The organism is Vallitalea longa (genome assembly GCF_027923465.1).
Classification (GTDB): domain Bacteria; phylum Bacillota; class Clostridia; order Lachnospirales; family Vallitaleaceae; genus Vallitalea; species Vallitalea longa.
In genome coordinates this window covers 57,731-81,322 of record NZ_BRLB01000014.1, presented here as the reverse complement: position 1 = coordinate 81,322, position 23,592 = coordinate 57,731, and the positions used below count along the sequence as shown (strand labels likewise).

The following is a 23,592-nucleotide window of genomic DNA, read 5'->3' as shown; positions in this document are numbered from 1 at the left end:
TAGTTTATCATTATGTAGCCTATATTAATCAAAGGCATCCATGACTTTATCATACCACTTTTTTTTCTTTCCGTCTTTAGTATCCTTAACATTTTCTCCAAAAGTAGAAGAAAATTCTTTTAGTAGTTCTTTTTGCTTTTCATTTAATTTCTTTGGAACTTCTACTACTACAGTTATATATTGGTCTCCTCTTATCTTGGAATTTCTGATATGAGGTACTCCTTTACCTTTTAATCTAAATCTGGTATGTGTTTGAGTTCCTTCTTTTATATCATATTTAACTTCACCATCAAGTGTAGGGACTTTAAGTTCTGCACCAAGTGCAGCCTGTACATAAGATATAGGAAGCGTATAATATATATCAACACCCTGTCTTTCGAAAAATTCATGAGGTTTTACATATACAGTAACCAATAAATCTCCTCTAGGTCCACCATTGGTACCTGGTTCACCTTTACCACTTAATCTTATACTTTGACCATTGTCTATACCAGCTGGAATATCTACAGCTATTTTCTTTTTCTTTCTGACATATCCTGTACCTCTACAAGATGTACATTTCTCTTTTATAACTTTTCCAGTTCCACCACAAGCATTACATGTTTTAACACTTGTTATGTTACCAAACATTGTTTGTTGATTGTATCTGACTTGACCTGCTCCTTTACAATGAGGACAAGTTTCTGCTGAAGTTCCTTTTTTAGCACCTGTACCTGAACATTCTTCACATGTTTCAGACACTATCATATCTATTTCTTTCTCTACACCAAATACGGCTTCTTTGAATTCTAGTGTAACAGAAGTTTTTAGACTTGCACCTTTAGTAGGAGCATTAGCACTTCTTCTTCTGCCTCCTCCACCACCAAAGAAATCACCGAAAATATCTCCAAATATGTCTCCCACATCAGAGAAATCAAAACCTCCAGCCGAAGCTCCACCTGCTCCGTTACTGAATGCTGCATGACCGAATTGGTCATAGCGTGATCGTTTTTGTGAATCACTTAATACTTCGTAAGCTTCTGTTGCCTCTTTAAATTTTTGCTCAGCAGATTTATCACCTGGGTTCATGTCAGGATGATATTTTTTAGCTAAATTTCTATACGCTTTTTTAACTTCAGCGTCAGTAGCATTTCTCCCAACACCTAATACCTCGTAATAGTCTCTCTTATCTGCCATTATACACACCTACCTCTTTTATGATTAATATTTGAATTATATATAAATTAATAGTTTTAAATTCACCACAATATATAATGTTGGACAACACTGTATACTCTGGTCAAAATATTACATTCAAGATTAAAATCTTCTAACGATTCCCCAACTAATATATATATTCTTTATAAAAGCCAAAGACCAATGTCTTTGGCTTTTTTACAACTTTATATTTTACACTTCTTTGAAGTCTGCGTCAACCACATCATCATCTTTATTTTGTTGTTCTTGTTCTGGTGCAGCTCCTTGTGCTCCAGGTCCTGCTGCCCCTGCAGCTCCTGCTTGTTGATATAACTTAGTTGATAACTCTGTGAAAACAGTCATTAATGCTTCTTTTGCAACTTTAATCTCTTCCACATTAGCATCTGTCATGTTTTCGATAGTTGATTTACCAAGTACTTCTTTTAACTTAGTAACTTCAGCTTCTACTTTTGCTTTTTCTGAAGCATCAACCTTATCACCTAAATCATTAAGAGTCTTTTCAGTTTGGAATACAAGTGAATCAGCTTCGTTTCTTACATCAATAGCTTCTTTTCTCTTCTTATCTTCTTCTTCAAAATTTTGAGCTTCGTCTACAGCTTTATTAATTTCATCATCTGATAGATTAGTACTAGCTGTAATTGTAATATGTTGTGATTTACCAGTTCCAAGATCCTTCGCTGTAACATTAACGATACCATTAGCATCAATATCAAAACTAACTTCTATTTGAGGAACACCTCTACGTGCTGGTGGAATTCCATCTAATTGGAATCTTCCGATTGTTTTGTTGTCTTTAGCGAATTCTCTTTCACCTTGAACTACGTGAATATCAACGGCTGGTTGGTTATCAGCAGCAGTTGAGAATACTTGACTTTTCTTAGTAGGTATTGTAGTATTTCTTTCAATCAATTTAGTAGCTACTCCACCTAATGTTTCTATACCTATTGATAATGGTGTTACATCAAGAAGTAAGATATCTCCAGCTCCTGCTTCTCCTGATAATTTACCACCTTGGATAGATGCTCCTATTGCAACACATTCGTCTGGATTGATTCCTTTGAATGGTTCTTTTCCTGTCAATTTATTTACTGCATCTTGTACAGCTGGAATACGTGTAGATCCACCAACTAATAATACTTTATCAAGTTCACTTGCAGCAAGTCCTGAATCTCTTAAAGCATTATTTACAGGACCCATTGTTTGTTGAACAAGATCAGCTGTTAATTCATCAAACTTAGCTCTTGTAAGAGTGATATCTAAATGTTTTGGTCCTTCTTGTGTAGCAGTGATGAATGGTAAATTAATGTTAGTTGTTGTTGCTGATGATAATTCTTTTTTAGCTTTTTCTGCTGCTTCTTTCAATCTTTGAACAGCCATTTTATCGTTAGTTAAATCTATACCATCTGATTTTTTGAATTCTTTAATTAAGTGATTCATTACACGCTCATCAAAGTCATCTCCACCAAGCTTATTATTACCACTTGTTGCTAATACTTCAATAACACCGTCTCCGATTTCAATGATAGATACATCAAATGTACCTCCACCAAGATCATAAACCATAATCTTTTGTTCATTCTCATTATCAAGACCATATGCTAAAGCTGCTGCTGTAGGTTCATTAATTATTCTCTTAACCTCAAGACCAGCAATTTTACCTGAATCTTTAGTCGCTTGTCTTTGACTATCTGTAAAGTATGCAGGAACTGTGATAACAGCTTCTGAAACTTTTTCACCTAAATAGCTTTCTGCATCTGCTTTCAATTTTTGTAATGTCATAGCAGAAATTTCTTGAGGTGAATATTTTTTATCATCAATATTTACTCGAAAATCAGTACCCATATGTCTTTTAATAGAAGCTACTGTTTTATCTGGGTTAGTGATCGCTTGTCTTTTAGCAGGTTCTCCTACTAATCTTTCTCCATTTTTGGTAAAAGCAACAACTGATGGTGTTGTTCTTACACCTTCTGCATTAGCAATTACAACTGGTTTTCCACCTTCCATAACTGCAACACATGAATTGGTTGTACCTAAGTCAATTCCAATTATTTTGCCCATTTTGTTTCCTCCTTCATATCAATATACTCGCCAAGATATAAATTACATATACTTAATTTAATTCATTACGAGATTATTATTCTTTAATAATATATATATAAGATGCACGATTATATAATCATACATTCTATATTTTAATTTAATTAACTACCTTAACCATACTATGTCGTAGAACTGAATCATTATACATATATCCTTTTTGGAATACTTCAGATACTATATTTTCACCTAAAGAATCGTCCTCTGCATGAGTTACGGCATGGTGAAAGTTAGGATCGAATTCTTTACCTTCCGCTTTTATTTCTTCTACTCCAATATCATTAAGAGTACTCATTAGCTGTTTAAAAATCAATTCTATTCCTTGAACAAAAGGAACTTCTTTTTGCTCTTCAGATACACTTTCAAGCGCACGCTGAAAATTATCAACAATCGGTAGTAATTTTTCTAATGTTTCTTTTGCTCCATTCTCATACATCATTGATTTTTCTCTAGTTGTTCTTTTTCTGAAATTATCAAATTCTGCCATTGTTCTCTGTAATTTGTCTACATACTCATTTACTTCCTTTTCCTTTTGCTTCAATTTTTTCTTCATATCATTTTCTCCAGTAGAGTCTTCTAATTTTTCATTATCAGCTTTTTCGGCATTTTCTTCTGAATTGTTTTCATTTTCTACTTCTTCTTGCCTTGATTCTTCTTGCTTTAGTTCTTCTTCTTTTTTATTTTTTTTTATCTTTTCTTCTGACTTAGTGTTCTCAGGAACCTTTTCATTAGCCACTATATAACCGCCTTTCTATTTTAAGTTATTAATAATTTCTTCCATTTTGGTCATTAAACAAGAAAGAGAGCCTATGGTATTTTCGTAATCCATCCGCTTAGGTCCTAATATGCCAATAAATCCAATATTTTCTTCACCAAGCTTATAAGCTGTAGTAATCAAACTACAGTCTTTCATTTCTTCAATGGCATTTTCATTACCAATAGTCACTTTTATGTTTACACCATTTTCCTCTAATACAGTATAAACCATATCTTTTAATGCTTGTTTTTCTTCAAGCTTGTGTATTAGATTTGTAGCTTTTGATATATCGTTGAATTCTGGAAATCTTAATATGTTTGTTGCACCAGATGTATATATCTCTGTGTCATCTACAGACTTTATAGTATCAAAAATTGCATCTAATACTTTATTAACAATTTCTGCGTTATTACCAGCAAAATTTTTAAGTTCTTGAATTAATGGTAAATTAATTTGTTCTAGTGTAAGTCCGTATAACTGCTCATTAAGTACAAAAGTCAATCTATTCAGCATAGTCTGATGTACTGGTTCATTTATATTGATCATATAATTTTTTATAATATTTCCATCGGTAACTATAACCGCTAATATTCTTTTATCTTGCACACCTATCAATTGTATGTTCTTTATCTTAGCCTTGTTAATCTGAGGTGATGAAACAATAGTAGCATAATTGGTTTCATTAGCTAATAGTCTAGCGATACTCTTCAATAAAGATTCTATCCTATCTACTCGTTGAAACAACTGCTCTATATACAAACCATTGTTGACTTCATCTTGATGAAGATTCATAAGTCTATCAACATATAGTCTATACCCTTTATCAGATGGAATTCTTCCTGCAGATGTATGAGGTTGCAAAATAAGGCCTAATTCTTCTAGATCAGACATCTCGTTTCTAATAGTCGCTGGACTGATTCCTAGATTATAATTCTTGGATATTGTTCTTGAACCTACGGGTTCTGCTGTATCAAGGTAATTTAAAATTATCGCTCTAAGAATTTTTACTTTTCTATCATTTAGTTCCATATTTGCACCACCTTTCAACTTGCTTCATAGCAAAAACAACAATCACTTATAAATAGGCTTAACCTTTTTAGTATTGTTAATATACAAGAGAAAAATTATACTTTGAATAAACAAATTAATTTATTTTTCTGTTAGCACTCTACTTCAATGAGTGCTAATGCTTGAAATAAAAATATCACTTGCAGATAGATTTGTCAAGTAATTTTATCAAATTTTAATTATTTTTTTTGATTGTAATATAATTGTAACATATAATTTTAAGCTTATCTAAGGGCTTTCAACTCTAAATTATTCAATTATAATTATCATTAACTCAAATTTCCCGCTTTTAATATAATGCAAACAAACAAAGGAATATAGATTAAGTTTGTATCAATCAAACAAAAACATAGCTAATGCATAATTACTAACGTCAATTCCTTTTCTAGTTAATTTCAACCTATATCCATTATTGGTAATAAGATTGTCTTTTACGAGTTCTTTTATAACACTTTTGTAGTAATAATCAATCTCATGTCCCCATCTATTATAAAAATCCAACTCATCAATACCATCCAATAATCTTAATCCTAGAAACATATATTCTTCAATAGCTGTCTTCTTATCAATTTTTTGAATGCTTTCTTTTATTTTTTCTCTTTCTCCGTTTGATTTAATATATTCATTCATATTAGAAATATTTTTATACCGAAATCCTTCGAAGAATGAGGAAGCCCCTAATCCCATTCCTATATATTCTTTTTCTATCCAATACACCTTATTATGATAACATTCTTTCCCCCCTAAAGCAAAATTAGAGATCTCATAATGTTTGTACCCACTTTTTTGCAATAGATTATCAATCAACCAGTACATAGCGCGTTCATCATCTTCGTCTGGTAGATTCAACTTATTATCCTTATACATTTTCGAGAAATTGGTACCTTCCTCGATTATCAAAGAATAATATGATATATGCTCAGGTCTAAGGTCAATTATAGATTTTAAATCATATTCTAAATCAGTCATCTTCTGGTTTGGTAATGCAAACATCATATCTACATTTATATTACTGAATTTATATTTTCTTAGTAAATCATAATTTAATAAGAATTCATCAAATGTATGAATTCTTCCTAATCTTTTCAGCAAATTATCATTACATGATTGCAAACCCAAGCTAATACGGTTAACTCCCGAATCTAAAACCCTTCCTATTTTATCTTCATTAAGAGTACCTGGATTAGCTTCAATTGTAATCTCTGCATTATTATCAATATTATAGTATAATTTTAATGCCTCAAATATACTTTCAATATCAGCGCAAGACAGAATAGACGGTGTTCCACCGCCTATAAATATGCTTTTAACCATATATTCTTTTGTCACTTCGCTATAGCTTTTTATCTCACTAATTAATGCTTGTACATATTCCTTCATGACACTTGCTTTATTATCAAATGATAAAAAATCACAATAGTTACACTTGCTTTTGCAAAAAGGAATATGAATATATAGACTAATATTTTTTTTCATAACAACACCTATTCATCTAATTTCAAAACACTCATAAAAGCTTGTTGTGGTACTTCTACATTACCCACTTGTCGCATTCTCTTCTTACCTTTTTTCTGCTTTTCAAGAAGTTTTCTTTTTCTTGAAATATCACCACCATAACATTTTGCAAGAACGTCTTTTCTCATCGCTTTAATTGTTTCTCTAGCAATAATTTTATTACCTACAGCAGCTTGAATCGGTATCTCAAATAGATGTCTTGGTATTTCTGTTTTTAATTTCTCAGCTATTTTTCTTCCTCTGTCATATGCTTTATCTGTATGAACAATAAATGATAATGCATCTACCACTTCTTTGTTGATTAATATATCAAGTTTTACTAAATCAGATTCTTTATAACCCACCAATTCGTAATCAAATGATGCATAACCTCTCGTTCTAGATTTGAGAGCATCAAAGAAATCATATATTATTTCATTAAGAGGCAATTCATAAGTCAGCATAGCTCTTGTTTCTTCAATATAATCCATACCAAAATATTCGCCACGTCTCTCTTGACACAATTCCATTACGGTTCCAATATAATCAGTTGGAACCATTATTTCTGCCTTTACTATAGGTTCTTCCATAGCTCTTATTTCAGAAACATCTGGTAAGTCAGTCGGATTAGCAAGTTCCATCACTTCACCATTAGTTCTGTATACTTTATATATAACACTTGGCGCAGTCGTAACTAAATCAAGGTTATACTCTCTTTCTAAACGCTCTTGAATTATTTCAAGATGTAAGAGTCCTAAGAAACCACATCTAAATCCGAATCCAAGTGCCACTGATGTTTCTGGTTCAAAATTAAGCGCTGCATCATTTAATTTTAATTTATCTAGAGCATCACGTAAATCTTGATATTTAGAACCATCGGCTGGATATAATCCGCAAAATACCATTGGATTAACATTCTTATACCCTGGTAACGGTTCATCTATTGGATTATCAGCATCCGTGATGGTATCACCAACTTTGGTATCTTGAACATTTTTAATACTTGCAGTAATATAACCTACAGTACCTGCCTGTAAACATTCAGCAGGGATGAATTGTCCTGGACCGAAATAACCTACTTCAACTACTTCAAACTCTTTTTCAGTAGCCATCATACGTATTTTCATGCCTTTTTTAACAGTTCCTTCTTTCACCCTACAAAATACTATAACTCCTCTATAAGAATCGTATAGAGAGTCAAATATCAATGCTTTTAGGGGTGCATTCACATCTCCTACAGGCGCAGGTACATCTGATACAATCTTTTCTAGAACATCTTCAATGTTAATACCTTCTTTTGCAGAAATAAGAGGTGCATCTTCAGCCTCTAGCCCTATTACATCTTCTACTTCTGCTTTTACCCTATCAGGCTCTGCACTTGGAAGGTCAATTTTATTAATAACCGTTACAATTTCAAGATCATGTTCTAATGCTAAATAAACATTAGCCAATGTCTGAGCTTCAATTCCTTGAGCTGCATCAACAACTAATACCGCACCTTCACATGCTGCTAAACTTCTAGATACCTCATAATTGAAATCTACATGTCCTGGTGTATCTATAAGATTAAAAATATATTCTTCACCATTTTGGGCTTTATATATTAACCTAACAGATTGGGCTTTTATCGTAATACCTCTTTCACGTTCCAGTTCCATGTTATCTAGAACTTGTGCCTGCATCTCTCTTGCAGTAAGTAATCCTGTTAATTGAATAATTCTATCTGCTAGTGTAGATTTACCATGATCAATATGCGCTATTATACAAAAATTTCTTATATTATCCTGTTTAAATTCTGCCATAGACCAACATCCTCCTTAGTCCATTTTCTGTTGGTTATTATAGCATATCTATACACACTTTAGCAACAATAGAATATATCTCGCGCTATTTTATGACTTCATATAAAATTTTTGCCAAAGGTTCCATGGCATTCATTGCCTCAGAAACTGTATTAGTCTGTGCTCCTACTTCAACAAACAAAGATTTTGGTTTTAGATGTAAATTATATCTATAACCCCTAAGATATATTTTCCTAGTAAAATTGGGATATAACTCCCCAGCTTTTAGTTGCATCTGAAAACTAAATGCCATATTATCTGTAACATACTTATTGGGCATTACCGAATACAATGCCAACCCATTAAAAAACATTATTTTGGCTGTTTGTTTGCCATCAATATTGTTTACTAATCTCACATTTCCATTAACTCCATCTCTATGTATATCTATCAATACTTCTATAGATGGATTTTCTTTAATTAACTCTTTAAGTGGTGCTTCTATTCTCTGATATGCTTCATCTCTATCCAATTTTCCATTGACGATATCATATTCTTTCCTATGATGTAAAACCTCTATATTATATTTTTCTTCTAGGATACGTACCAATTCATCTCCTACTCCTACAACAGTATCCTCTTTTTTACCTTTTACACTATCCACAAAGCTCTCTTGAGAGTGAGTATGATATATTAATATCTTTGGTCCATCCTCATTCATATTAATGGACATATCTTTACTTAAAAATTCCTCAACCGGGAAATTAGCTTTTGTAGGATTGATACTTGGATCAAAAGTATATAAGTTAGTTTTTAGAAATGAAAAATTATTAAGTTGTTCCATTGAATAGTTAGTAGGATTAACCACTGGAGTTTGTTGCTCTAACGTATGTGAAGAAAAAAAGCTTTCATCTTTATCATATTGTTCTAACTCATTTTGAAATGTTTCCTTTTTCTGGTCAAGCTTAGGATAGTTTTCTGAAGCTGTTGCATAAGAGGAATCATCATTCTTCATTACAAAAGAGATAAGAGGAATATTGTAACCATATAGTGCTTCAACTTTATTATAATTCTCTATCTCAAGGTTCGTTTTAGTATCGCTATCCAAATAATATTCTACTGAAGGGTTAACAGAATGAATTAAACTAGTGAAAAATGAAGAATCTATGTCTGAAAAAACCAGATTTTTAAAGCTTATGATTTCATTTGTGAAATACATGCCAAACAATTTTATTATGATTATGATGGATAGCACTATTAATACTGCCATATAAACAAGTGAAGCCTTCTTATTTTTTCTAATTGAATATGCTTTGTTCATTATATCACCCTTATCTATGATGGACAGTTATATAAAAAGATCATAAACATGTCCTTATTATTTTATATCTTATAAAAATATATTTTTGGACAGGGCAATTTATTACTAAAAACTGTGAGGAATATTATAAACTGTATTAATGGATAATTAGAAAATAGCGATTAAAATTAGCAGTCTATAGGGTAATAGTGATATCTCATAGTAATTTTTAGAAAAGATAGGATGAGAAATTTTATTTTGGGCTAACGGAAATATGCGTAGTGATAAATAGTTAGTTTTACTTCGCCTTACTCCTAAAGGACCGGTCTTCGTAAAACTAACTATTTATCCCACCCAACTGCCGAACCTCTATGTACAAATTAATTACTAATAAATTATTATTTAAATTTTACTTATAAGGATAAGCTTTAGAACAAAAGAGGCTACGCCTCATAAAAGATTTCAAGGAAAATAGAGAGTAGGACTTTCCTATTTAACAAGAAATATTACTATTTAACTATGATTTTTAGCATAGTTCTTAACATACCATTTTGGTATATACGTTTGAAAGTTATCATACCATTTCAAAACATTTTGAGCCTGATTAATCATCACATTAATTTCAGTTTGTCCAAATGGAATAGCCCAAGGAATAGATGAAAGTTGATTACTTCCAATGTATAATGCCATGAGCCTAAAAAAAGTATCTGGTACATCATTATCAAAGTAACCATTTATACGTCCAGAAGCAAATAGGTTACTAATATCTGCACACCAAGTAATACGGTTAAATTCTTCCCAAGGATCGCCGAAATCAACTCTATTAAAGTCAATTATTCCTATTTTTGAATGTTCTGTAACTATCATATTCCCAACATGATAATCGCCATGTTGTAAAGATTGTTTTCGTTCTTCTAAGAGGTATCTGTTTTGATTGATATACTTTATTATATTATCTGAACCTTGAAATTTAATTTCACAGGATTCATAATTTCTAATATTTCGGTCAATTTTCTTATTGAATCGTTCTGACCATGATAATTGACCTTCAGGTGCAGGAATTTGATGTATCTTCCTTAATATTTTACCTGTTTCAAAACCAAGATTGTATTTTTCCATGTCTGTTAATGAAGGAAGAACTGTTTCAGCGTCTTTCCCATTAATCCATGTAAGAAGAGTATAAACATCTTGGTCTTTATTGCATGTACCAAAATCTATTGGTCTAGATATTAAAATATCTAGTTCATCAAGCTGATTCATTATATCATATTCTTTTTTTCTACGTTCATATTGTGTAATATCTGAAACTCGTAACAATAAACGTGTACCATTCTGTGTTTCTATGTAATATTTTTTATCATTTGACCAGCCTTTGTTAACTAATTCAATTTTATTCCAAGAACAAGAATTAGGTATTTCACTAAATGCTATATTCATCCTTAAGCCCCCTTGTTTATTGTATTGATAGATTTAATGTTATCAGACTATTTATTATTATACAAGAAAAAACAGACTGTCCTTAATAGATATTATCTAATATCTATAATCCATCTATATAGGGAAAGCTTATAAAGTGTTACTCTCACGCTGACCGACCGCTTCATAGGGTAAGACAAGTAATTGTAACACTTTATACTAACTTTTTAGTTCCTACAACCTATGATAAAAACTTAGTAATCTCATCAAACTCCAAATTAGGCTGAAGCATTATATTCAACGCTGAAGCTATAATATTACTTAACCTTTTAATAACTGCGTCAATTTCCTTAGGGGTAACAAACAAATTCCCAACATAAGGATAGAGAACCTCTTTAATCAACTGATACTTCTCCTGTTCATTAAAGCTATTGATCATATCAACTATATCCGTATTTTCCTTCGCCTGTTTTTTCATTTCAATCAACAGTTCTTCCATAGTATCATTAACTATAGTAGCTGCATCTACCACCGTAGGAACACCAATAGCTATTACTGGCACACCAAGAGACTCTTCAGTAAGTCCTTTTCTTCTATTACCTACTCCTGATCCGGGATGAACACCTGTATCCGCTATCTGTATTGTTGAATTGACTCTCGTTGTTCTTCTTGAAGCTAGAGCATCTATAGCTATAATCAAATTGGGTTTTATTTTATTGACAATACCCTGAATTATTTCAAATGTTTCCATACCTGTCTGACCCATAACTCCTGGAATTATTGCACTAACTTTATTAAGTCCATCATCTTCATCTGGCTCTCCGAATTCCTTAAATAAATGTCTAGTGACCAAAACATTAGATACTGCTCTTGGACCAAGGGAGTCAGGTGTAACGTCTCTATTTCCAAGCCCTACAATCAGTACTGTGGTATCTTTATCGACTTTAGCTAAATCACCTAATTGCTTAGCTAATTCTCTAACTATTTCCTCATGAGCTTCTGGTGCATTCTGTTTCATCAATTCACATTCCATCGTAATATAACTACCTATTGGTTTATTCAATGATTTAGCACCATGATCATCAAGAATATTTACTCTTGTAACGGACAAATCAATATCTTCAAGTTCATCCACAACAACTTCAATACCTTTTATCTCTGTTTCTTCCTCACTAACCATTTCCCTTGCTTCAATAGCTAAGTCTGTTCTAACATTATATTTCTCTTCTACTTTATTCAATTTATCTTCACTGCTATTATTCATCTAAATATTTCCCTTCTAAATTATTAAATACTATTTAAAAAATATTTTTTCCAATTATTTTATATATATTCATTGACTTATATCCTATTATATATTAAAATACAAGGGTATGTTTATGTGCGATATTTATTTTAAAGTCCAAAAAGACTTAAGATCATTAAATTTGATCTACAAATAAATGTTTAGTTTCCTAATTCCCACTGCGAAACAAAAATATTTATAAAAATTTTGGAGGTTATTTCATTGGCAAATATTAAATCAGCAAAAAAAAGAATTAAAGTTACAGAAACAAAAACTAATAGAAATAAAGCAATAAAATCAAGAGTTAAGACAGAAACTAAAAAAGTTTTAGCTGCTGTTGAATCCGGAGATAAATCAGCTGCTGAAAAACAATTACTAGTAGCAATTTCTTATATTGATAAAGCTAAATTAAAAGGTGTTTATCACAAGAAAACTGCTTCAAGAAAAGTTTCTCGCTTAACTAAAGCCGTAAATAACGCATAAATCAAAAGCCGTACAATTGTACGGCTCTTTTATTTTTTATAGACTAACGGACAGATCTACTATGCATAGCCTCTTTTGTTCAAGTATATCAACTATATTTCATAATAATGACTTCTACACCTATCTTAGCATCTATTTTCCCAATTTTAATACCGCTATCTGTTTCTAGACAATCATTTAGTGCTTGTTTCAGATGATCTATTGACATATTTTTACCTTGACGTAGACATTCCCTTACGATAAATGGTGCTAATTTTATTCTACTTCCTATCTCTCGCTCACTCAAACCTTTTTTTTGCAGTAATTTACTCTGTAATATCAATCTGAATTGACGTATTAACATAAATAATATTCTTCCTGGCGGCTCTTTAGCTGTAATCATATCATGATACAATAGAACTGCTCTTTCTCTTCTATTCTGTCCCATAGCACTAACTAATTCGAAAATTTTGTTCTCAATACTTCTTGTACATATTTCATCAATTGAATCCTTAGTTATAATATCTTCATCCATACAGAACATGGCGAGCTTTTCTATTTCATTATCTATATTTGTCATATCTGTTCCTACTACTTTTAGGAAATGTATTGCTGTACTTCTTTCAATTTTTTTCCCAAAGGTATGAAATTTCTGAGCTATCCATTTCACCAAATCATTCTCTGATAATTTACTGAAATTAACCGCATATCCGTTTTTATTGATTACTTTATACAACTTACTTCTCTTATCAATATCTTCTTCTAAAAAAATCACCGTAGTTGATTCTGGAATATCAGTAATTCTTTCTGCTATAGTTGTGGAATTACTACTCTTACCTTTACATAGTTTTGCATAACTTACCACAATTACTCTCCTGCTTGCAAAAAAAGGTAGTGTTTCGATTGTATTGAAAAATTTATCTATGTTCATACTGCTTTTATCAAAATAATCATAATTCATGGTTTTATCAGTATCAGCCAACAATCCATCTATTAACTTGTTCAGATACATATCCAACAGATACTTTTCTTCACCGTAAAACAGATATATATTATGATATTCATTGTTTTGTAGTTGTTTTTTTAAACCTTTCATATTCTACTCCTAAAATTCATTTTACTTTATAAACATATGTCTATTACTGTAATATGTACTGAGACCTATATTATTTCCATCAGTTTTTATAGTAATGGCACCATCCCAAGCTGTATTGAAAATGGGTATATCATATTTTTCATACCTATCTAGTATCTCTTTATGTGGATGTCCAAATTTATTGTTTCTTCCAGAACTAATTACAGCAACCTTAGGTATAACATTTTTAATAAACTCTTCCGTTGAAGAAGTATTAGAGCCATGATGTGGCACTTTCATTATATCACTGTTTAAATAATCTGTATATTTATAGTTAATTTTTTGTTCTTCTTGCTTTTCTATATCACCTGTGAATAATTCATTAAAAGACTTATACTTTAGATTTAGTACCAAAGAATAAGCATTGTTATTAGGAAATTCTTTTATTTCATCAATCGGATATAAAGCTTCAAAATTAATATATCTATCTCTTATGATATCATTTTCTTTTAGGTAAACAACATTTATTTTTTTCTTGGATGCCTTATTTATGAGTTCCTCTAATAATATATCTTCTTCCTTCTTATGTTTATAAGCATAAGGTACAATAATATTTTTTATTTTAAAATAGTCTATAAGTTCTATCAGTCCACCAACGTGGTCTCTATCACTATGTGTCATTATGAGACAATCTATTTTACTGATACCATTATATTTCAGATATGGCTTTAATATATAATATCCTGTATCTCTATCCGTGGTCTTCTTTCTTTGATTACCTCCACCATCAATAACATATACTTTCCTATCAGGTGAAATCACCACAGCACTATCACCTTGACCTATATCTAAATGAACTATTTTAAGAGGTTTTTTGATAATGTAATCAGCAAAATTTATGATAAGCAATCCACACACTGTTATAATAATATACTTTTTGATTACTTGCTTATTAAATCTTTCATTAGCAAGTAATGCCATTAGAATCAATATTACAATATACAGTATAAGGCTTATGGACTTCGGTTTACCTATAGTAATTGTATTGAACGGAAGATACTTAACTAAATTACAGCAGAAGTCATAGAAATTAAGTATATAAAAAACTATCCCAGAACATATTTTGCCTATGAAAACAGAAAAAAATCCACCGACAAGTCCTATGAAGCCAAATAATACAACAATCGACATAAGTGGTACTACTAATATATTGACCAATACAGAATAAATATGTATCTCGTAATAATTCAGAAGCATCACAGGCATAGTACCCAGTGTTGCCGCTAGGCTCACATTAAAAGTCGATATAATACCATTATTGGTTTTATTATATATTTGATTAAGTACTGGTGCGATTGTAATTATACCTATAACAGCTGAAAAAGACAACAAGAAACCTGTATCCCACAAATTATATGGATTAATCGTTAATAAAATAATTGCAGCTGTAGAAATTGATGAGTATATATCATATGTTCTTCCAAAATAATAAGCTAAGAGAATGATAGAAAGCATAATTACAGCTCTAACAGTCGAAACACTTGCTCCAGTTAAAATACAATACGATACTAAAAAAATAATTGTAATTATTACCCCTTTTTTCCTTGATAACAACAAACATATGAATCTATAGAATCCATAGCCTAAGATTGCTATATGTAGACCAGATATAGCAAGAACATGAGATATACCTGACTCAGCATATATCTTTTTAGTATCTACTGATAAATAAGATTTATCTCCTAATATCATAGCTTTCATTAAATTGGCTTGTTCATTAGGCAATATCCTATCAAATATTTCAATAGCTTCGTTCTTGAAATCAAATAACATTCTCTTAATAGAATATTTTAAACCAGGTAACATTTTCTTACTAGTTATTATTTCATAATCAGAGAGAAATAATTTATATTTAATCTCTCTCACTCTATAATATTTTTCTTCATTAAATTGCCCTTGGTTAGTTGGTTCTGCCAATTTGTTCAAATCACCAATAACAACAATATGATCCCCGATATTTATATCTGTTGTCTTATTATCATATACTTTCAGAATAGTGTTTTCATTATATACCACATTGTTTATTGTAATTTCATCAGCAGATAAAACAAACTCAATTTTATCCTCCATACAAGATAATGAATCAACATATCCTTCTGCTTTACATGAAATGCTATCATCAAAAAGGTCATCTATATCATTATTCCTAAAATCCATGTGATTACATATATTTGTGTATGCAAATAAGCATATGAATGGAAAAAATAGAATAGTTCTCCATAAATACGTCTTATATAAGAGTACTGATACTACAATTGAAAGAACAAAGAATGCTATAATAAGCAACCAATTACTGACATAATATCCTACAATCAATCCAACTAAATAAAAGAAGCAAATAAATAATGCAGGTCTTTTCATAAAAGTTCTCCCCAAAAAGCCCCTCTCAACTACTAACCTTAGTATAATAAAAATTTTCCACCTCCCTTATTGTAGAGAAGTGGAAAACACTATTTTTCTTTATTATCTATAACTAGATCTAGATTTCTTTCAAACAATATATTGAATTGTAAATGTCCTTTGAAGAGTTCTTCTTTTTCCCCTTCAATCAAAAATTGTACTTTATTGATATCTGGAAGTTCTGTTAATGTATTCACTATTGAATAAATAGTGAGTAATTCACCAGTAGACCCACCTTCATGCTTGGATTTAAATTCTTTACTGAAATCTACATAGCATACACCTTCACTTACAGATGTATTGATAACTTTAGTTTCGGTAGGTATAGTTCTAACTTCTTCCTCAGTTAATGGTAAATTTATTAATAAATTCAAAACCATTTTCTCTAAAGGTTCATTAGGATCAACTTGTACTTCAACTTCTTTAGGAACTAATCCAGTACCTTCTGCATCAGAAAAATATAATAACACTTTTCTTGTTGTAATATTTTCATTTTCCGGATCATCAAACACTAATTGATCCTTTCCAATAGGTCCGATAGCTTTACCATCTGGTCCTTTTAATGGTACTCCTTCAACATAAATCTCTACCTTATCGATAGAATCTAATTCTGTAAGTGAAGAAATCAACGATACACGACAAATGTTTTCTTCAACCGTGTCAAGTAACGAATATTCTTTTGATAGATTTATTATTAAATTAGGTTCGTCCAATATCACTTCTAATAACTTTATATTAGAAGGTACAGTACTTACTGTTTCTACATCATCTTCAATACCATTTTGTAAAAGTTCAAATATTTCTTTCACCATATCCTCAACACTAACACTAGATATGCTAACTTCTTTGGATATCCATGAATTATTCTTTTTGTTTGTTAAAACTATTTTGGTGTTTTTCTCACTAGATTCAACATTAACATTGTCAGATTTAGTTCCACAACCTGTTAAAACGATAATAAGAAAAACATACAAAATACTGAATTTCAATATTTTCCCCAATTTGTAACACCTCCAACGAAATAAGCTCTTAGATTTATATATTTTCATGTATTGGTCTTTTTAGTGGTATACTAACTTCAAAAGTTGTTCCACTTCCTAGTTCACTACTACACCTTATAAATCCTTGATGCATAAGTATAGCTTGGTGTGTAATAGACAATCCAAGCCCTGTACCCCCTGTTTCCCTCGAACGTGTTTTATCAACTCTATAAAATCTTTGAAAAATTTTATTGATGCTTTCTTCTGGTATACCTATTCCAGTATCTTTAACTAATACCTGTGCGTTTTTGTAATCGGAATTAAGTGTAACTTTTATAGTCCCATATTCTTTATTATACTTTATACCATTTTCTATAAGATTAGTCAATGCCAATGAGATTTTAGTCTTATCAACTTCAGCTATAACTTCTCTATAACTTTCAAAAACCATCTCTACACCTTTAATATCAGCTAAAGGCTTCAATCTTTTCAATATTGATTCAATGAGCAAGTTAAGATTAGTTTCACTGATAGTTAACTCATTATCATTTTTATCCAATGTCACCATAGTAAGTAAATCGTTTATTATTGTAGTCTCTCGCTCAATCTCATTACTAATATCCTCAAAGAATTCTTTATATAATTCTTTTGGAGCATCAGGTTGCATTAATAACGATTCCGCTAATACTTTTACTGAACTTAGGGGTGTCTTCAATTCATGTGACACGTTAGCTACAAATTGCTGCCTGCCTTCGTCAACCTGTTCCAACTTATCAGTCATATGATTAAATGCAGTTCCAATTTCCTCAATTTCGTTATTCCCTTTAATGTCAATTTTTTCATCCACATTTCCATCAGTAATTTTATTAATGCTTATTAACAATTTCTTAAAGGGCTTCGTTATGAGTCCTGAGAAATTATAACTCAATGTTAGTATTAGAATCAACATTGCTAATATAATCAGGTACGAAATGCTTTTCAAGCTATTAATAGAATTATTGATACCATCGTATGAATTTGTTAATATTATAGCTCCGTATACTTCATCCTTTTTTTCATCTTTTATAGGTGTTATTACTTTCGCTATATTCATATTCTTTTTGAATGACGAACTGCTTTTACCTTTTAATGCATCAATTACTTCTTGCGTTGCATATGCCTTACCAGTATCAATTCCATTAGAATCATACTTCACTGTGCTTCTAGAGTCAAGTATTATTATTCTTTCATAATCTTGACTCCCAATTACACTCACATAGTCTTTGATCCCTGAACTATCACTAATAAATCCTCTAACCATCAAATTAGTAGATATTATATTGGCTTGTCTAAACATAGACCTTGAATTTTCACTTACATAATATTTTTCTAAAGAGTTAATTAATATGTTAGTTAATAGGATCAGTGGTATGATACTTACGATTACATATGATATAAATATCTTAGCCCTTATGCTATTAAATATTTTTCTTGTTCTGATAATAATAACCAACACCCCACTTAGTATGAATGAACTTAGGCTCGCTTGGATTTGGCTCTACTTTTTCTCTAAGTCTTCTTACGTGTACGTCCACCGTTCTTACATCACCAGGGTAATCATATCCCCAAACTATATTTAGTAGATTCTCTCTACTATATACTTTATTCGGGTGCTTACTAAAAAGTTCAAGTAAATCAAATTCCTTCGCTGTCAAATTAATTTCTTCATTGTTAATAAAGACTCTTCTGCTCTCACAGTCAATTTTTAGTTCTCCAGAATTAATAACAGTTTCAGAGTCACCATTATATTCAGTTTTAATTCTTCTAAGAACTGCTTTCATTCTAGCTTTCAGCTCAAGTATGTTGAATGGCTTAGTCATGTAATCATCTGCACCATATTCTAGTCCAAGAATTTTGTCCATATCTTCACCTTTTGCCGTTAACATGATTATAGGCATATTGGAAAACTCTCTAATCTGCCTACATACAGATAGCCCATCAATTTTAGGTAACATGACATCTAATATAATAAGATCATAAACATTTGTTTTAGCTAAATCAAAAGCTTCCTGCCCGTCATAAGCAACATCCACTATCATGTCTTCCTGTTCAAGACTAAATTTTATACCCTTTACTATTAATTTTTCATCATCCACCACTAATATCCTTTTAGACATAGCAGACACCTCACTTTACAATAATCGAATCCTTTATTTTATTAAAAGACCCTTCTTTTATACCACTTACTTTCATAATATCTTCAATTATTTCAAAATCACCGTGTTCTTCTCTATACTTAATAATAAGTTTTGCACGTGATTCACCAATACCTGAAAGAGTCGTCAATCTTTCTACTGATGCAGTATTAATATTTACTAATGTTCCCTCTACATCATCAGTGCTAAATTCTCCAGTTTCTATTTCTTCTTTGCTAGGAAAAATTATCTGTTCACCATCTTTTACTATTCTAGCTAGATTAACATAATCTGTAGCAGCATCATCAGTCAAACCACCTGCCAATTCAACTACTTCATAAACCCTTGAGTCCTCATCAGTTTCATAGACTCCTTCGTTTACTACTTCACCACAAATATGTACAATAATGGTATTTGCTAATTCCTCACTGCCATCGGTATTGTTTCCAGTATTTTCTTCAGCGCTAGTATCTTCAGCCTCAATATTACTATTATCACCTACATCTTCACTTGCATCTATAGTGACATCATTAGATTGAACATAATATATACCAACTACCATTACCAGCAATATAAATAAACCGTAAAACCATTTGTTCTTCATAATTATATCTCTCCATCCAAAATCATATTATACTCTAGTTAAATTTCAATAATTAAAGTAAATAAGTATAGAGCTAAATATAATTATGAATCCCCTCTAATTTATTTAGTATTTTCTCTTTATTCTTGTCCCATAATCGATAATATATCTATTATATTCCTTATCCATAAGAGATGAACTAAATAAAAAATCTGCTGTAGCTACATTTGATGCTACTGGTATATCATATAGAACAGCAATCCTAAGTAATGCTTTTACATCAGGATCATGTGGCTGTGCTTCTAATGGATCCCAGAAGAAAACAAGAAAATCAATATCATTTTCAATAATTCTAGCCCCTATCTGCATGTCACCACCCAAAGGTCCACTTTTATATCTTCTTACGGGTAAGTTGGTTTCTTTTGCTATTATACCACCTGTTGTTCCAGTTGCATACAAAAAATGTTTTGATAATACTGATTTGTTTTTTGTAACCCATTCTATCAAATCTTTTTTTCTATTATCGTGAGCTACTAATGCTATATGTTTTTGTTTCCCCATTTTAACTTGGAACATATGTTTTCCTCCTAAATAAGATTTATTTTTTAAAGTTTTACCTATATACACTGAATTTAACATTAATATTATAATTTATAACTTAACATAATTCAACATATAATCTTAAGTATTAATATATACCTTACTATTCATTGTACATAAAATCCAATAAATTTACAATGCATTTAATATAAATATAACAATTAATTATGTAATATCATCAATCTAGTGTGGTATAATAAATACATCAAATAAATTTTAATAATTCTAAAGATAAATATCTAAATAGTAAATGGAGTGAAAGACATGATAAATAATGGATTTGTTAGAGTCGCTTCTGCTTCTCCTACAATAAAAGTTGCAGACGTGGATTTTAATACTAATGAAATAATCAAACTAATAGATGATGCAGTTAACAAAAATGTATCAATTCTTGTTTTACCTGAATTGTGTATTACAGGTTATACATGCGCCGACCTTTTTTTCCAAGAACCTTTAATAAGAAAGAGCATAGAAAAATTGATTTTACTGAAAAAATATTCTACTGGTAAAGAAATTCTTTTTGTGGTTGGTATCCCAATTAAATATAAAAACGCATTATATAACTGTGCTGCAACAATCTCCAATGGTAAAATCTTAGGTGTCGTACCCAAGACTTATATACCCAATTATAATGAGTTCTATGAGCAAAGATGGTTTTCATCCTCAGAAACCATAACTAATGATAAAATAATTATTGACGGTGAAGACGTTCCTTTTGGGTCTTCTATTCTATTTAAACATACTAGATATGAAGATCTATGTATAGGTATAGACATATGTGAAGATCTCTGGTCTCCATTACCACCTAGTACAGTACATGCAATCAATGGAGCAACTATTATACTTAATCCATCTGCTAGTAATGACTTAGTAGGTAAAAGTTCGTATAGAAAAGCTTTAGTATCATCTCAATCAGCAAAAACTATCACATCTTATGTATATTCTTCTGCAGGTTTTGGTGAATCTACTACGGATGTTGTTTTCAGTGGACATTGCCTAATATATGAAAATGGTACGAAATTAAAAGAAAACAAAAGATTCCAATTGGAATCAAATCTAATATATTCTGATATTGATATAGAAAAATTAATGGCTGATAGGATTAAAATGACTAGCTATTCTAATCACTTAACCTCTCGTTTTGATTTACAATATCAAATTGTACCATTTGACTTGAATATCATGCAAGATAAAATTGATAGATATATAGACCCTCAGCCTTTTGTTCCAAATAACCAGAAAAAAAGAAGTAAAAGATGCGAGGAAATTTTTTCTATCCAAACATTGGGACTAGCTAAAAGAATCAAACATATTGGATGTGAAAAAGTAGTTGTAGGTATTTCGGGTGGTTTGGATTCAACTCTTGCTTTGCTGGTATGTACTATGACATATGACTTATTGGGTAAAGACAGGAAAAATATAATAGGTGTCACAATGCCAGGTTTCGGAACAACCGATAGAACTTATAATAATGCCATATCCTTAATGAATCACCTTGGTGTAACAATTAAGGAAATATCAATTAAGCAATCTTGCCTTGTTCACTTTAAAGATATAGGACATGACCCTACTAACCATAGTACTACTTATGAGAATGTACAAGCTAGAGAAAGAACACAAATATTGATGGATCTATCTAATAAATTGAATGGTATCGTAATCGGTACAGGAGATCTATCAGAAATGGCTCTAGGTTGGGCAACCTATAACGGAGATCATATGTCTATGTATTCTGTTAACACTACTATCCCTAAAACGCTAGTAAGATATCTTGTCAAATGGATAAGTGATTATAAGGTTGGTGAAAATGCTAAAGCAGTTTTAATGGATATATTGGACACACCTGTCAGTCCAGAACTTCTACCTCCCGATAAAAACACAGGAAAGATTAAGCAAAAAACAGAAGAAGTAGTCGGTCCATATGAATTACATGATTTCTTCTTATATAATATGTTAAGATTTGGTTTTTCTCCTACAAAAGTATACAGATTAGCTCTACAAGCTTTTGACGGTAAATATTCTTGTGATACTATCAAAAAATGGATAAATACTTTTTATAAAAGGTTTTTCATGCAACAATTCAAACGTTCTTGTATACCAGATGGACCAAAAGTAGGTTCAATTTGCTTATCTCCAAGAGGAGATCTAAGAATGCCTAGTGACGCGGTATCTAAGATTTGGTTAGAAGAAATAGAACAATTATAGTCATTAGAATATACAAGAAGTTATTTATTCATATCTAAAATATAAGATTAATTTTTATATAGAAGTATAATCTACCCCAATATAAAAAGAAGTTATTAGCATTATGCTCCTAGCTTCTTTTTATATCTCTTATTCATTTAATTGGTTATTTTTACATTAGAATAGCTTATATCATAATCAATGTTAAGAATTATAGGATTATCTTCTGGTATGCTATCTTCAGAGATACTTTCATCCAAATTACTAGATTTTTTATCTCCATTCAATATCACTTTCCAACCTTCAGGAACTTTTATCTTTACATTGCTGAATAGGATCAGTAATTTGATTGATGCTTCAGTAATATCCAAATCAGTAAAATCTATACTAGCATCACTAAATGCAATTGCTGTATCTTTAATATCATCTTCTGTATCAAATTTGATTTCTTCGTTATTAAATAGAGTAAGCTTATCGTATGATTTACTTATGTTCTTCAATTTCTTTAATACAAAAATTGCTCCTCCAGTAATTAAAACCCCGATAATCAATAAAAATCTCCCAAAACCTTTTCTCTTCTTCATATGTATCCCCCTTTTATTTTTTGGCCTTATTTAATTATGAATCTTTCTATCATGAATGTCAAACATAATTACATTTTTATACATATTATATTTTG

The 23,592-nt window shown here is 30.8% G+C and carries 19 protein-coding genes; 2 read left to right on the top strand and 17 right to left on the bottom strand.

Annotated elements, in window-relative coordinates; translation table 11 throughout:
• Positions 1–24: 24 nt before the first annotated feature.
• The 9 genes from dnaJ to gpr form a co-directional block, all read right to left on the bottom strand.
• Entirely contained in the window at positions 25–1,176 is a 1,152-nt protein-coding gene (gene dnaJ / locus QMG30_RS18350) for a molecular chaperone DnaJ (RefSeq protein ID WP_281817903.1), read from the bottom strand.
• A gap of 213 nt (positions 1,177–1,389) precedes the next feature.
• Positions 1,390–3,255, bottom strand: coding sequence for a molecular chaperone DnaK (gene dnaK / locus QMG30_RS18345; protein WP_281817901.1), 1,866 nt, complete (start codon positions 3,253–3,255; stop codon positions 1,390–1,392).
• 139 nt (positions 3,256–3,394) lie between these two features.
• Positions 3,395–4,030, bottom strand: coding sequence for a nucleotide exchange factor GrpE (grpE, locus tag QMG30_RS18340; protein ID WP_281817899.1), 636 nt, complete (start codon positions 4,028–4,030; stop codon positions 3,395–3,397).
• A gap of 15 nt (positions 4,031–4,045) precedes the next feature.
• Entirely contained in the window at positions 4,046–5,080 is a 1,035-nt protein-coding gene (gene hrcA / locus QMG30_RS18335; protein ID WP_281817897.1) for a heat-inducible transcriptional repressor HrcA, read from the bottom strand.
• Positions 5,081–5,452: 372 nt separating this feature from the next.
• A complete protein-coding gene (gene hemW / locus QMG30_RS18330; protein WP_281817895.1) occupies positions 5,453–6,595 on the bottom strand; it encodes a radical SAM family heme chaperone HemW in 1,143 nt (380 codons plus the stop codon).
• A gap of 8 nt (positions 6,596–6,603) precedes the next feature.
• Complete coding sequence (lepA, locus tag QMG30_RS18325; protein WP_281817892.1) at positions 6,604–8,415, bottom strand: translation elongation factor 4; 1,812 nt, start codon at positions 8,413–8,415, stop codon at positions 6,604–6,606.
• An 85-nt stretch (positions 8,416–8,500) separates the two neighbouring features.
• On the bottom strand, positions 8,501–9,715 hold the full coding sequence (gene spoIIP, locus QMG30_RS18320; protein WP_281817890.1) for a stage II sporulation protein P: 1,215 nt from the start codon (positions 9,713–9,715) through the stop codon (positions 8,501–8,503).
• Positions 9,716–10,207: 492 nt separating this feature from the next.
• Positions 10,208–11,131, bottom strand: coding sequence for an aminoglycoside phosphotransferase family protein (locus QMG30_RS18315; protein ID WP_281817888.1), 924 nt, complete (start codon positions 11,129–11,131; stop codon positions 10,208–10,210).
• 220 nt (positions 11,132–11,351) lie between these two features.
• Complete coding sequence (gene gpr, locus QMG30_RS18310; protein WP_281817885.1) at positions 11,352–12,374, bottom strand: GPR endopeptidase; 1,023 nt, start codon at positions 12,372–12,374, stop codon at positions 11,352–11,354.
• A gap of 243 nt (positions 12,375–12,617) precedes the next feature.
• On the opposite strand from gpr, the gene rpsT reads away from it, so the two are divergent.
• Positions 12,618–12,878, top strand: a complete 261-nt coding sequence (rpsT, locus tag QMG30_RS18305; protein ID WP_281817884.1) for a 30S ribosomal protein S20 — start codon at positions 12,618–12,620, stop codon at positions 12,876–12,878.
• An 88-nt stretch (positions 12,879–12,966) separates the two neighbouring features.
• Here rpsT and holA read toward each other — a convergent pair whose 3' ends face one another.
• The 7 genes from holA to QMG30_RS18270 all read right to left on the bottom strand — a co-directional run bounded on the left by holA (position 12,967) and on the right by QMG30_RS18270 (position 20,705).
• Positions 12,967–13,953, bottom strand: a complete 987-nt coding sequence (gene holA / locus QMG30_RS18300) for a DNA polymerase III subunit delta (RefSeq protein WP_281817882.1) — start codon at positions 13,951–13,953, stop codon at positions 12,967–12,969.
• 21 nt (positions 13,954–13,974) lie between these two features.
• The gene (locus QMG30_RS18295; protein WP_281817880.1) at positions 13,975–16,353 is read right to left on the bottom strand and encodes a DNA internalization-related competence protein ComEC/Rec2; all 2,379 of its coding nucleotides are present in this window, start codon (positions 16,351–16,353) and stop codon (positions 13,975–13,977) included.
• An 89-nt stretch (positions 16,354–16,442) separates the two neighbouring features.
• Positions 16,443–17,393, bottom strand: a complete 951-nt coding sequence (locus QMG30_RS18290; protein ID WP_281817878.1) for a GerMN domain-containing protein — start codon at positions 17,391–17,393, stop codon at positions 16,443–16,445.
• 34 nt (positions 17,394–17,427) lie between these two features.
• A complete protein-coding gene (locus QMG30_RS18285; protein WP_281817877.1) occupies positions 17,428–18,864 on the bottom strand; it encodes a sensor histidine kinase in 1,437 nt (478 codons plus the stop codon).
• A complete protein-coding gene (locus tag QMG30_RS18280) occupies positions 18,830–19,528 on the bottom strand; it encodes a response regulator transcription factor (protein ID WP_281817874.1) in 699 nt (232 codons plus the stop codon). Before QMG30_RS18280 ends, QMG30_RS18285 begins: the two co-directional genes overlap by 35 nt.
• Before the next feature lie 10 nt (positions 19,529–19,538).
• Positions 19,539–20,150 carry a helix-hairpin-helix domain-containing protein gene (locus QMG30_RS18275; protein ID WP_281817873.1) on the bottom strand — a complete coding sequence of 204 codons (612 nt, stop codon included), beginning with the start codon at positions 20,148–20,150 and terminating at the stop codon, positions 19,539–19,541.
• Positions 20,151–20,255: 105 nt separating this feature from the next.
• Positions 20,256–20,705: a methylglyoxal synthase gene (locus QMG30_RS18270; RefSeq protein WP_281817872.1), complete on the bottom strand. Its 450-nt coding sequence runs from the start codon at positions 20,703–20,705 to the stop codon at positions 20,256–20,258.
• Positions 20,706–20,996: 291 nt separating this feature from the next.
• On the opposite strand from QMG30_RS18270, the gene QMG30_RS18265 reads away from it, so the two are divergent.
• The gene (locus QMG30_RS18265) at positions 20,997–22,934 is read left to right on the top strand and encodes an NAD(+) synthase (RefSeq protein ID WP_281818001.1); all 1,938 of its coding nucleotides are present in this window, start codon (positions 20,997–20,999) and stop codon (positions 22,932–22,934) included.
• A 137-nt stretch (positions 22,935–23,071) separates the two neighbouring features.
• On the opposite strand, the gene QMG30_RS18260 is transcribed toward QMG30_RS18265, so the two are convergent.
• Complete coding sequence (locus tag QMG30_RS18260) at positions 23,072–23,497, bottom strand: hypothetical protein (RefSeq protein WP_281817871.1); 426 nt, start codon at positions 23,495–23,497, stop codon at positions 23,072–23,074.
• Between the last annotated feature and the right edge of the window lie 95 nt (positions 23,498–23,592).

Bases quoted from the DNA above. Each gene is read 5' to 3' on its own strand.
- spoIIP (WP_281817890.1), bottom strand. From the start codon at position 9,715: ATGAACAAAGCATATTCAATTAGAAAAAATAAGAAGGCTTCACTTGTT.
- QMG30_RS18315 (WP_281817888.1), bottom strand. From the start codon at position 11,131: ATGAATATAGCATTTAGTGAAATACCTAATTCTTGTTCTTGGAATAAA.
- gpr (WP_281817885.1), bottom strand. From the start codon at position 12,374: ATGAATAATAGCAGTGAAGATAAATTGAATAAAGTAGAAGAGAAATAT.
- dnaK (WP_281817901.1), bottom strand. From the start codon at position 3,255: ATGGGCAAAATAATTGGAATTGACTTAGGTACAACCAATTCATGTGTT.
- QMG30_RS18295 (WP_281817880.1), bottom strand. From the start codon at position 16,353: ATGAAAAGACCTGCATTATTTATTTGCTTCTTTTATTTAGTTGGATTG.
- QMG30_RS18280 (WP_281817874.1), bottom strand. From the start codon at position 19,528: ATGTCTAAAAGGATATTAGTGGTGGATGATGAAAAATTAATAGTAAAG.
- holA (WP_281817882.1), bottom strand. From the start codon at position 13,953: ATGAAAGGTTTAAAAAAACAACTACAAAACAATGAATATCATAATATA.
- dnaJ (WP_281817903.1), bottom strand. From the start codon at position 1,176: ATGGCAGATAAGAGAGACTATTACGAGGTATTAGGTGTTGGGAGAAAT.
- hrcA (WP_281817897.1), bottom strand. From the start codon at position 5,080: ATGGAACTAAATGATAGAAAAGTAAAAATTCTTAGAGCGATAATTTTA.
- lepA (WP_281817892.1), bottom strand. From the start codon at position 8,415: ATGGCAGAATTTAAACAGGATAATATAAGAAATTTTTGTATAATAGCG.
- QMG30_RS18260 (WP_281817871.1), bottom strand. From the start codon at position 23,497: ATGAAGAAGAGAAAAGGTTTTGGGAGATTTTTATTGATTATCGGGGTT.
- hemW (WP_281817895.1), bottom strand. From the start codon at position 6,595: ATGAAAAAAAATATTAGTCTATATATTCATATTCCTTTTTGCAAAAGC.
- QMG30_RS18270 (WP_281817872.1), bottom strand. From the start codon at position 20,705: ATGTTCCAAGTTAAAATGGGGAAACAAAAACATATAGCATTAGTAGCT.
- QMG30_RS18275 (WP_281817873.1), bottom strand. From the start codon at position 20,150: ATGAAGAACAAATGGTTTTACGGTTTATTTATATTGCTGGTAATGGTA.